At 37.9% G+C, this 12,057-nt stretch carries 12 protein-coding genes; 1 reads left to right on the forward strand and 11 read right to left on the reverse strand.

The features are described from left to right. Positions 1-21 precede the first annotated feature (21 nt). The 11 genes from ftsZ to O0236_RS08045 all read right to left on the reverse strand — a co-directional run bounded on the left by ftsZ (position 22) and on the right by O0236_RS08045 (position 11,807). On the reverse strand, positions 22-1,311 hold the full coding sequence (gene ftsZ / locus O0236_RS07995) for a cell division protein FtsZ (protein ID WP_268913781.1): 1,290 nt from the start codon (positions 1,309-1,311) through the stop codon (positions 22-24). 29 nt (positions 1,312-1,340) lie between these two features. After that, entirely contained in the window at positions 1,341-2,657 is a 1,317-nt protein-coding gene (gene ftsA / locus O0236_RS08000; protein WP_268913779.1) for a cell division protein FtsA, read from the reverse strand. 99 nt (positions 2,658-2,756) lie between these two features. Further along, positions 2,757-3,677: a cell division protein FtsQ/DivIB gene (locus O0236_RS08005; protein WP_268913778.1), complete on the reverse strand. Its 921-nt coding sequence runs from the start codon at positions 3,675-3,677 to the stop codon at positions 2,757-2,759. Between the two features lie 20 nt (positions 3,678-3,697). Next, on the reverse strand, positions 3,698-4,789 hold the full coding sequence (gene murG / locus O0236_RS08010) for an undecaprenyldiphospho-muramoylpentapeptide beta-N-acetylglucosaminyltransferase (protein WP_268913776.1): 1,092 nt from the start codon (positions 4,787-4,789) through the stop codon (positions 3,698-3,700). After that, entirely contained in the window at positions 4,789-6,168 is a 1,380-nt protein-coding gene (murD, locus tag O0236_RS08015) for a UDP-N-acetylmuramoyl-L-alanine--D-glutamate ligase (protein ID WP_268913774.1), read from the reverse strand. Before murD ends, murG begins: the two co-directional genes overlap by 1 nt. 65 nt (positions 6,169-6,233) lie before the next feature. Further along, positions 6,234-7,193: a phospho-N-acetylmuramoyl-pentapeptide-transferase gene (gene mraY / locus O0236_RS08020; RefSeq protein WP_268913772.1), complete on the reverse strand. Its 960-nt coding sequence runs from the start codon at positions 7,191-7,193 to the stop codon at positions 6,234-6,236. A gap of 20 nt (positions 7,194-7,213) precedes the next feature. After that, entirely contained in the window at positions 7,214-9,364 is a 2,151-nt protein-coding gene (locus O0236_RS08025; protein WP_268913771.1) for a penicillin-binding protein, read from the reverse strand. Beyond that, positions 9,361-9,750 carry a cell division protein FtsL gene (ftsL, locus tag O0236_RS08030; protein ID WP_268913769.1) on the reverse strand — a complete coding sequence of 130 codons (390 nt, stop codon included), beginning with the start codon at positions 9,748-9,750 and terminating at the stop codon, positions 9,361-9,363. Before ftsL ends, O0236_RS08025 begins: the two co-directional genes overlap by 4 nt. 24 nt (positions 9,751-9,774) lie before the next feature. Beyond that, on the reverse strand, positions 9,775-10,725 hold the full coding sequence (gene rsmH, locus O0236_RS08035) for a 16S rRNA (cytosine(1402)-N(4))-methyltransferase RsmH (RefSeq protein ID WP_268913767.1): 951 nt from the start codon (positions 10,723-10,725) through the stop codon (positions 9,775-9,777). Positions 10,726-10,760: 35 nt separating this feature from the next. Continuing rightward, on the reverse strand, positions 10,761-11,186 hold the full coding sequence (gene mraZ / locus O0236_RS08040; protein WP_268913765.1) for a division/cell wall cluster transcriptional repressor MraZ: 426 nt from the start codon (positions 11,184-11,186) through the stop codon (positions 10,761-10,763). Positions 11,187-11,456: 270 nt separating this feature from the next. Next, the gene (locus O0236_RS08045; protein ID WP_372791807.1) at positions 11,457-11,807 is read right to left on the reverse strand and encodes a DUF3397 family protein; all 351 of its coding nucleotides are present in this window, start codon (positions 11,805-11,807) and stop codon (positions 11,457-11,459) included. A 112-nt stretch (positions 11,808-11,919) separates the two neighbouring features. Between O0236_RS08045 and O0236_RS08050 the strand changes: the two genes are divergently transcribed. Next, positions 11,920-12,042, forward strand: a complete 123-nt coding sequence (locus O0236_RS08050) for a DUF4044 domain-containing protein (RefSeq protein WP_268913761.1) — start codon at positions 11,920-11,922, stop codon at positions 12,040-12,042. The last annotated feature ends 15 nt before the right edge of the window (positions 12,043-12,057 follow it).

The following is a 12,057-nucleotide window of genomic DNA, read 5'->3' on the forward strand; positions in this document are numbered from 1 at the left end:
AACTTCCTAGTGAGACATTAATTAATGATTACGACGATGCTTCAAGAATGGTGGAACATCATCATCACTATCACCATTGTCGCTAGTTGAATCATCAGATTGAATGTCAGCTTGGAATGGATCAAAATCTTGCTTTTCAACATTACTAAATTGGTTATTATCTTGAACATCTGAACGTGAACTGGATGGTTGGTTACGAATGTCCCAATTGCCTAAAGGATCATCATTTGTTTGACGATCACTGTTGGCATTAACATCTCGATCACTGTTGGCGTTTGGTTGATTGCTAGACTGTTGTGGACTAGTAAATCTGCTAGTCGTCCGAGGACGGCCACCGCGTTGTTGTTGATCACGACGACGATCAATTCCAGTAGCAATAACTGTTACTCGAACTTCATCACCTAAGTTTTCGTCAATTGAAGTACCAAAGATGATATTAACATCACTAGTTGCAGCTTGTGAGACGATATCTGAAGCATCTTGAGCTTCAAACAATGATAAGTCAGGACCACCGGTGATATTCAATAAGACTTGTTCAGCACCATCGATTGAAACCTCGAGTAATGGTGAAGAAATAGCTTTCTTAGTGGCTTCTGCAGTACGGTTTTCGCCGTTGGCAGTACCAACACCCATCAAAGCTGAACCTTGATTAGACATGGTTGTTTTAACATCAGCAAAATCCAAGTTAACGTATCCTGGGCTAGTAATTAAATCAGAGATACCTTGAACACCTTGACGTAACACATTATCAGCTTCTTTAAAAGCTTCCATCATTGGTGTCTTCTTATCCACCATTTCTAACAAACGGTTGTTAGAAATAACAATCAATGTATCAACATTTTCTTTTAATTGAGCTACACCATCGTCAGCATATTTAGAACGCTTTGGACCTTCAAAGCTAAATGGTCTAGTAACAACACCAACAGTTAATGCGCCAGAATCTTTAGCAATCTTAGCAACAACTGGAGCGGCACCATTACCAGTACCACCACCCATTCCGGCAGTAACGAAGACCATATCAGCTCCTTCAAGAGCCTCGGTGATTGCTTCTTCACTTTCTTCTGCTGCCTTTTGTCCAATTTCAGGATTTGATCCTGCACCAAGACCTCTGGTTAATTTAGGTCCTAATTGAATCCGTGTTTCTGCCTTAGATGTTTCCAAAGCTTGAACGTCAGTGTTGGCAACGATAAATTCAACACCCTTAACATCTTGACTGATCATCTGGTTAACGGCATTGCTACCACCGCCACCGACTCCAAATACTTTAATTTTCGCACCATGGCTTTGTGCGGAATCAAGTGAATATTCCATACTTTTATTACCTCCGTTTGTTGATATTCCTAATCGAAGAATTCGCTGAAGAAGTTTCGAATGCCTTCTCCACGTTTCTTTTTACTGGCTTTTTGACGTTTTGAATCGTTTTGAGTAGCAGTCTTACTTACTGTTTGATTATTATTGTTACTGTGTTCAACAACCTTTGGTGCAGCGGTCATTGTGGCACTCACAGCAGATCTAACAGTCAATTGAATATCTGATAAGTCTGAATAATATGAAACTAGTGATAATACTGATGAGAAAGATGGATGTCTAAGACCCATCTGATCAGGAATATAAACCCGAACATTCGTATTAAACTGATCAGCAGCTAAATCGGCAATACCTGGTAAGGCTGCTACACCACCAGTTAGAACAATTCCACCTGGTAACTCTAATGCAGAAACCTGTTCTAATTGATCCTTAATGCGATCAAAGACTTGGCTTAATCGAGCTTCAATAATTTCAGCTAAATATTTTTCATCAACATATGTTGGTTCAGATTGACCAACCACTTCAACTGGAAATTCGTTATCAGCAGATGCTTGGAACGAATCAGCATAACCATAATCTCGTTTTAGCTTTTCAGCATTACTCATAGATGAATTCAATACAATTGAAATATCTTTGGTAATATATTCGCCACCCTCAGGATCAGTTGTAGCGAACTTTAATTGATGATCATGGAATACGGTTGCTGTAGTTTGGCCCCCGCCTAAATCAATGATAATGGTACCAAAATCTTGCTCACCATCATTTAGAATCTGATGGCTTTCAGCCAATGGAGTTAAAATCATTGATTGAATATTTAATCCGGCTTTCTCAACAGCCTTTTGCAAGTTATGCATAATGCCCTTAGAACCGGTGATTAATTTGCCACGCATTTCGAGACGCACACCAACCATTCCACGAGGATCCTTGATGCCATCAAAACCATCAACGATAAACTCTTCTGGTTGAATATCAACTACTTCTCTTTCTTGTGGTAAGCTCGTTCCCAAAGCTGAAGAAGCAACGTTTCTAACATCTTCTGCCGTAATCTCTCTAGAACGATCATCAATAGTTATCAAGCCATTACATGGTTCAATTTTTAACATATTTGCTGGTACGCTAACAATCACATCTTTTATTTCAATACTTGCTTTTTCCTGAGCTTGATTTACTGCGCCCCTAATTGCTTCTGCCGCCTGGTCGATATCGACAATAACACCACGGCTTAAACCATTAGATGGTTCATTCCCCACACCAATAACGTTCAATTGTCCCTTTACTTTTTCTGCAACAATCACTTTTATTGAGGTGGTTCCTATATCAAGTCCCACATATAAACCTGAATTATCCATAATTATGTAAGGAACCTCCACACGATTAATAAATTTTAATACATTCCAATTCTACCACATACCGTTTCAATTAGAACAGGTAATTAGCCTGCAAAATCCTTATCTATCAGTACCGGAACGGGTGTTCTTCTTTTTAGTTTGGCTCTGAGACACATTTTTGTTGGAAGCGGTGCCATCGGTGGAACTCTTTTTCTTTGCTATCGGGTATGAATAAGCCCCTACCTGCATGTCAATAACACTTTTGGCAGTAAGGCTTTGCGCCATACTTGGATAATAATTCATTTTATTTCCAAAAGTCTTAATTGTACCTAACACCATGTTCTTATCATGCATTTTCAAGACGACTCGATCGTTATTCAATTTAGTTGGCGAATAATTCACGGTAATAATGTTTGCACGAACATTGGGTTGTATCTTCTTATATTGAGCAATGCATCGTTTGAGAATTTTTGGATTCTTGAAATTTTTAACGATTGGATAATCAGCAGTAGGATTTAAAACTTTATTATTCAAAATCACACCACTTTTTAAAATCGGTTGATAACCATGATTGACGTACAAATATCCAATTGTTGGGTATTCCTTAACCCGAATATTGACATCATTAAAGTTGCTCGTCGAAACCTTAACAGATGCCAAACGCTGACTTTTGTCCTTAATTTCACGAGCCAATGATTGTTTATGGCCCCAAACTTTGAGTAAGGAGTTATTAGGTTGAATCGTGGTGTACTTTTTAATATTTGTCGCCGAAATCATTTCATTCCCTGTAATTGTAACTCTGCTGACGCGACTGTAAGGTGTGATGAAAAATACACACACTAGGAGCACTACCACTAGCAGTCCAATCAAAGGTGAGAAACGTTTTAAATTACGTATCTGAAATTTCTTAAGTTGGACTTTAGGAATTTTGATATTTCGCCCACTAATTTTTTTCTTATCACGCTTGTTTTTAGCCTGAGCTTCGTTATTTAAACGCTCCCAAGGCGTTAATTCTTCTTCATCTTTTTTCTTCTTTGCCATTGTATTTTCCCCTTAAATGGCTATTTATTAATTGACCTCGCTAAGTTAAGTACCCGATCAGCGGAATCAACTACCCCCATTTTTTTTGATTGTGCAGCCATTTGATTTCTTTGGTCATCATCTAGCATCAATTGATCAATATGTTTTAATAAACTTTCTCCGTTTAAATCCGACTCTTTGATCATTAAAGCGGCCTTATTATCAACCAAACTAAGAGTATTTTTAGTCTGGTGATCTGCAGTTACGTACGGACTGGGAATTAAAATAGATGGAATTCCTAACGCAGTAATCTCTGCAATACTGGTTGCTCCAGAACGACCAACGATTAAATCAACCTTTGGCAAAACGGATGGCATATTGTCAATATATGGTAAGATTTTAACATTTTCAGCAACCTGAACATTTTCAAGTTGTTGCATAATGCCATCATACCTTTTTTGTCCGGTCACGAAGACAACTTGATAATCTCTTTGACTAAATTTAGTAATTGCACTAACAACTGCTGAATTGATTTTTGGAGCTCCTTGACTACCACCAAAAATCAGCACTGTTTTTTTGTCATCTGCTAAGCCAATATCAGACCATTTAAAAGTAGAGTGCATATTAGCAACTTGTTGCGCCCGTGGATTACCCACAAACTCAACTTTTTTGGCAGAAAATTGGCTTTTAGCAGCTTCAAAACCAACACCAATTTTGTCGACGAACCTACTCAAGAATTTATTTGTCAGTCCAACCACACTATTTTGTTCGTGAATCAGGGTTGGTACCTTCATTCTGGCGGCGGCATACACAACTGCCCCGGAAACGTATCCACCAGTTCCAATGACTACGTCTGGTTTAAAGTCTTTAATAATCTTTTTTGATTTTCTGACACTTTTTAAAAACAAAGATACTGTTTTAAAGTTTTCTAGAGACAACGATCTTTTAAAGCCTTGAATTTCAAGCGGGACAAATTTAATTCCTTGTTTCTTAACAATGCCACCTTCTAGGCCTCGCTCAGAGCCAACGTACAATACTTCTGAATCCGGCTCTTGCTTCATTAGGTCTTCAATAACCGCCAATGCAGGATAAATGTGACCACCGGTACCACCACCGGAAATAATTAATCTCATTATTCTTCCTCCTGTTTGTGAGTCAGTTGCTCAACTTCTTTAACGAATTGATCTCCACGTTCTTCAAACGTTTTAAACTGATCCCAACTTGCGTTCGCTGGTGAAAGTAAAATAATGTCACCATCATCACTATATGAGTATGCCTTTGGCACTGCCTCTGATAAATTATCAACCACAGTTACATTTTCAATACCTGCTTGTTGAACGGCATCTAGTAGCAATTCTTTGGTTTCACCATACAAAACTGCTGCCTTAACGTGTTCCCGTAATTGAGGCACTAACTTATCAAACTTATATCCTCTATCTAACCCACCAGCAATCAAAACGATTGGTCGATCAAAACCTTCAAGTGCGATTTGAGTTGCTTCAATGTCGGTGGCTTTTGAATCATTGTAGAAACGGCGACCGTCAGATTCCAAAACAAATTGTAGTCGGTGACGGACCCCTCTAAATGTTTCTAAGACCGTGGTAATAGCAAAGTTAGATTTGCCCAACGCCTTAGCTGTTGCAATAGCTGCAAGAGCGTTTTCGATGTTTTGCTTACCAGGTACCTTTATATCATCTGCATCCATGATGAATTCATCATTATAATAAAGCTTACCATCACGTTCATAAGCACCTTTGTCAGTCATTGATTCTCTTGCAAATGGTACAACGGTAGCTTTTGAGCGTTCACTTAGTTGTTTCCATTCTTCATTATCGAAGTTGACCACAAAAAAGTCATCAGAAGTTTGGTTCATTGTGATTCGCATTTTGGCATTGACATAGTTTTCTCTGGTCTTGTGATAATCTAAATGATTTGAAAAAATGTTCGTCAAAACAGCTACGTGTGGATGAAGTGTCTTGATTCCCAATAACATGAAGCTAGAAAGTTCCATGACGATGGTATCGTCTTTGGTGGCTTTTTGAGCAATCTCAGTGGCTGGAATACCAATATTTCCCGCGGCGTAAGCAGTCCCTTTCTTACGATCCTGGTTAAGAATATCTGTGATCATAGTGACCGTAGTAGTTTTACCATTGCTTCCCGTAACACCGATAATTTCTGCATCGGTTATTTGAGCGGCAAGTTCAACTTCTGCAATGATAGGAATATTTCTTTCCTGTGCAGCTACTACGACTGGATTATCATAGTTGATGCCTGGATTTTTAACTAATACATCAAATTCTCTAGCAATCAGATCAGCTGGATGTCCACCAGTCACAGTTTCTATGCCCAACTCTTCGATTTCATCTAGTTCAGGCAATTCTTCTCTTGGTTTTGAGTCATTAATAGTGACGATTGCACCTAACTCTTTTAAAACCTTTGCGGCGTTGGTTCCGCTTTTGCCAGCCCCTAGTACTAATATGTGTTTTCGTTTATAATCTTCAATCATTTTCATGGCTTTATCCCTTCACAATAACCTTAATTTATATATAACAAAAAACTGGATAAAATCCAGTTTAGTTAGACAATCGTAATAATTGCGAGAACAGCCATAATGAGACCAATTCCCCAAAAAGTTAAATCAACTCTCCATTCAGACCAACCTAACATTTCAAAATGATGATGGATTGGCGTCATTTTGAATACTCGTTTTCCAGTCAATCTAAAGGAAGTCACTTGGATGATAACGCTAAGGGTTTCAAGAACGAATACCAACCCAATAGCTAGTAGTGAAAATTCATGGTGTAAGAGAATTGAAACGGCAGCAATTGCACCACCTAAAGCTAATGATCCCATATCACCCATGAAAATTTTGGCAGGCTTGTGATTGAAAATAAAGAATCCAATCAACGATCCAACTACCGTAATACAAAATACCATCACATCTGTCTGATGCTGAACATTCGCAATAATCGCATATGTGCTAAATGCGATTATGCCGAGTCCAGAAACTAATCCATCTAATCCATCAGTCAAGTTAACGGCGTTAGAAAAACCAACTAACCAAAAAATAACGAACAAAATGTAGAAGTAGCCAATATTCCAGTCTCCTGCGAACGGAATTTTAATTGCCATTGGAAAACCTTCAGCAATGTAAACCCACGCAAAGATCACTGAAATAATGATTTGACCCAGCATTTTTTGCCAAGCCTTTAGTCCTTCGTTTTGACGCTTAAATATCTTGATACTATCGTCAAACATGCCTAGTAAGCCAAAGCCAACTAACACAAATAATAAGATCAATAAAGATGGACTAAGTAAATGACTAACACCACCGTAAATCAGATCAACCAATGTAATCGCAATAATAAACATAATGCCACCCATGGTTGGTGTTCCAGATTTTTTTTCGTGCCAAGTTGGGCCCTCTTCACGAATCATTTGACCCTCTTTTTTGCTTCTAAAATACTTAATTAAACTTGGCATCCCTAATGCTGTAATTAAAAATCCAAGAATTGGTGGTATTAACCAATTATTCATTATTTATTCCATCCTTTTAATTATTCAAAATTTACTTTTAATACTTGATTTTGCTTAATTGAACCGTTCGTCTTAATACTTTGACTATCAGCATAACCTGAGCCGGTAGCTTCTAACTTCAAACCGGTTAATTTACATAGTTGTTCAACATCATCTTTTTGCCAACCAATAATTCTTGGCATCTTTAAGTCACCATTAGTGATCAAAATCACTCTTTGGTCACCTTTAATCTTAGTACCAGCTACAATAGATTGCTTAGAAATTAGATTTCCATTACCAATGACCGAAACCTCAAAGCCTTTATTAGTTAACATCTTTTTAGCCTCTGAAACTGATTTGAATTCAGTCTCAGGCACAGTTCTGACAAACACATTATTTCCGCCATCAGAACTTTGAAGAGCACGTTTTAAGACTGGTTTAAATATTTCTGCCATTAACTGAGTAGCAGTTTTAGTTCCAGTAAGCTTAGGCTGTTTCATAGTGATATACATGACATATTTAGGGTTATTGGCAGGCACCATTCCAGCAACGGAATATAGATAACTATCATCTCCAGATGCATAACCACTGGCACCATTACTTACTTGTGCCGTACCAGTCTTCGCAGCCACCCGATAACCTTTCATCTTATAATCGCCACCAATTCCGTAGCTCTTATAGACAACATCTTCCATGTGACCACGAACTTTCTTAGCAGTGCTTGCTGAGATTGGATGACCAACGACCTTAGGACCATAGCTCTTAATTACACGCTTGTTGTTAGCACTTGTCACTTTTGACACAAAGTATGGCTTCATCATTTTACCATTGTTAGCAACTCCTGATAAGGCCCTCATCATTTGCATAGCGGTTACTTCGATCCCTTGTCCAAACGCAGTATCAGCTTGTTCAATAGGATACTTAAATTGAACTCTCCCCTTGGTTTCTCCGTCTAAACCGCTATCCGTGTTTTCTACAAATTCAAATCGTTTAATGTAGTTTCGCCAAGTATTGGCACCCATTTGTTGTTCCAAATGAGCCATGGCAACGTTACTAGATAATGCGAATCCCTTATTATAGGTAATGTAGCCCCATCCAGCAGGATCCCAGTCAGGAACAATTTTACCATCAATAGCATATCGTCCGGATTCGTACAAGGCGTTACCATCATAATTTCCTGAGTCAATAGAAGCTGACATGGTAAAGATCTTCATTGTAGAACCAGGTTCAAATGAATCTTGAACTAGATTATTGGTCCAAGCAGTATTTAATCCCTTTAACGTCTCGGAATTAAATGATGGTCTTTGTGACACTGCCACAATTTTTCCTGTCTTAGCTTCCATCAAAATGGCATTCATTGAAACGGGATGAGCTTCAGCCTGAACAGCACTCATCTCAGTTTCCATCAAATTTTGTAGATGGTCATCGATCGTAGTATAAACATTGTCACCGTTTTGAGCTGGTATTTCTTTTTGCTTTCTTCCAGGCAATCGATAGCCATAGATGTCATATTGTCCATCCCGGTAACCATCTTTACCAGAAAGCTCACTATTAAATGCCTTTTCAATTCCCATCTGACCAGTCAGACTGTTCGTCCCATTGCCTTTAGCGGTCGCCAAACCAATTAGGTTCGATGCAAACATACCGTTAGGATACGAGCGAGCCTGTTGCTGGATAAAATTAATTCCAGGTAATTTTAAAGCTTCGATTTTTTCTTTAGTCAATACAGAAATATTAGTTCCGGCACTACCAAATTCAACTTGGAAAACGTCCTTGTCTTTCGGATTCAGTGCCTTGTAAATCTGCTTTTGAGACATTGGTATGTACTTCGACAATTTCTTAGCCGTTTTTTGTTTATTTACAACATACATAGGCTTGTTATCAGTACCGACCTGGTTTTTACTCAGAACCGCATACATTGAGTATGTGCTGGTATCTTCTGCGATCGGTTGACCATTCGCATCATAAATTGTTCCACGCTTAGCTTTTAAAGTACGCGTTTGCGTGTATAACTGTTCAGAACGTTTTGATAAATTAACATTTTTAACATTTTTACTGACAGCGATAACTAGCATTCTCGAGCCAAGGGTAAAAAAAACCAAAATAAAACAGAAAAATAGGGTCATTCCCACCTTTTTCCGGTTTTGTTTGGCTTTTAACTCTGCTTCGGTTTCATTAGATGAATCATTCATTTTGTGACATTCCTTATATTCGCGTTAGAAAGTGACATTCCGCTATCATGAGCAATTTTTTCTAAACGATTGCTACTTTGAAGCGCCCCAATTTGTTGTTTGTAATTTGTATTTTGACTTTGAACCTTTGATATCCGGTTGTCAACCTGTTGTAAATTGTGTTGGGCATTGGTCAAAGCAATTTTTGAGGACACTAGAACAATCATCAGTGCTACGCAAATTAACGAACCAGTAAGTCCCAACGCCTTTTCAAAAGTTGAAAAGCCTACTCTAGCCTTTGCTTTAACCTTTGGCTCAGCCGGTTTAACTGGTGCGACTGGTTGAGCTGGAGTATATGTTGGTTCCGCTTGTTGAAAAATTTCCTTTGCTAAATTACTTTGTGCCATTATATGTATCCTCCCCTAATAATATTAATCCTTAATTTTTTCAATAACTCTTAACTTTGCACTGTGTGAGCGATGATTATTTTCTTGTTCATCATCTGTCGGCAAAATTGGTTTTCTAGTAATTAATTTAAATTTCGGTTTAATCCCCTCTGGAATCATTGGTAAGTTAGCGGGCAAATCGTCCGGTAAAGAACTTTTTTCTTTAAACATCGTCTTCACTAATTTATCTTCTAGCGACTGAAATGTAATCACGCCGATTCGTCCACCAATGTCTAACAATCCAAATGCAGCTTCCAATGAATCCTCTAACGCAGATAGTTCATCGTTAACAGCAATTCTGATCGCTTGAAATACTTTTTTAGCCGGGTGTCCCCCATGCCTCCGAGCAGCTGCCGGAATTGCATCTTTTATAATCTCGACTAACTGGCCTGTGGTATCGATTGGTTGCTGTTCTCTTTGTTCTTCAATCTTTCGAGCAATTTGTTTTGAGAATTTTTCTTCACCGTATCTAAAAAAGATTCTTACTAATTGTTCATATGGCCATTCATTGACCACTTTCCATGCGTCCAAATCCTGTTCTTGATTCATCCGCATATCCAGGCGTGCATCATAACGATAGCTAAATCCTCGACTTGCATCGTCGAATTGTGGAGATGAAACTCCCAGATCATATAGAATTCCATCAACCTTAGAAATTTCCAATTGATTCATCTCTGAAGTTAAGTTCCTAAAATTACTGTGAATCAGCGTCAATTGATTCTTTTTTATGTAATCATCAAGCTTGTCATTATTGTATTGAATCGCGGTTTCATCTTGGTCAAACGAATAAAGATGACCGGTGGTTAAATGTTTAAGTATATTGCTGGTATGACCGCCACCGCCTAAGGTAGCGTCAATATAATTGCCATCAGGTTTAATATCCAATTCATTCACCGCTTCATTCAATAACACGGTGACATGAGAAAAATCTGACATTCTATAATCCTCCCTTCTCATTCATAATCAACTATCTAAAAATCAATCATATTTTCAGCAATTTCATTAAAGTTTTCTTCGGCTTCCTGACTAGCATTTGTCCAAAGTTCATCACTCCAGATTTCAAATCTATTAGAAACACCAACGACAACACATTTTTTTATAATACTGGCGTATTCCCGAAGGTTGCTGGGAAGATTAATTCTTCCCTGTTTATCAAATTCACATTCAACTGCTGCAGAAAAGAAAAATCTAGTAAATGATCTAGCATCCTTTTTGCTAACTGGTAATTCATTAATTTTATTTTGGAAGCTTTCCCACTCTTCCATGGTATAACCAAATAAACAGCCGTCCATTCCCCGAGTCACAACAAATTTGTTTCCCAGTTCTTGCCGAAATTTGGCTGGGATGATGATCCTGCCCTTGGCATCAATATTGTGTTTATATTCACCCATGAACAATCGCATCACCCCCTAAAATGTTTCACAATCACATTCTACCACAATTACCCACAATCAACCACACAGGTCAAAAAAAATCAACTTTTTTTCCAAAACACCCACCACTTCCAAACATTCCGACCTCTAAATTAATCCTTAAGATTTATAAACGAACAAAAAACAGAGCAAAAATTTACCGATTAGATAAACTTTGCTCTGCTGGATCGTCCTTTAAAAATTGCTGTGAATTTTATCACTTGTGCAAAATTTTCATAGACTGATTGTTTAGATTTATTTGAAAATTATGATGAGGATCCATGCTAGTGGAAACCAAAGATCAGCAATTCGCCACAACATAAGTAATGACTTTTTGTATGTGAACTGCTGATCAGTGAAGATTCGCCGCCCTAAAACCACCAACGCGACGATGATCCATCCACATATAACGTACGGAAGTATAGCAACCTTTTCATAATGAACAGTTAATTGATAAATCGTCAGAATAAAAAAAGGAGGCCATAAATCTAAGGGGATTAATTTAACATGTTTTCTTACCGGCTTGATTCGACTAATAATTCTAGTCAAAATTGTTAAAATAACGAGAGCTATTACTTGATAAATAATCAGGCCCCCATCATTCACGATAGTTGCTGCAATCAAAAATTCATCTCCCTATCAAAATTCTCATATTGCAATGATTAACAAACAACGTTACACTACAAGAAGGTAAATTATTGAGAAAGTGGTGCACATATTGGCTCGCAAAAAAAGAACTAGATTCCAAAAAATAACCCTTGTTTTCGTTTGGTTAATGATTATTGCAACTGTCGCTTCATTAGTTTTATCAGCTGTAATTACTTTAATGAATCAAGCATAACCGATAACAACTAAT

Source organism: Lentilactobacillus sp. SPB1-3, from assembly GCF_026913205.2.
Taxonomy (GTDB): Bacteria; Bacillota; Bacilli; order Lactobacillales; family Lactobacillaceae; genus Lentilactobacillus; species Lentilactobacillus terminaliae.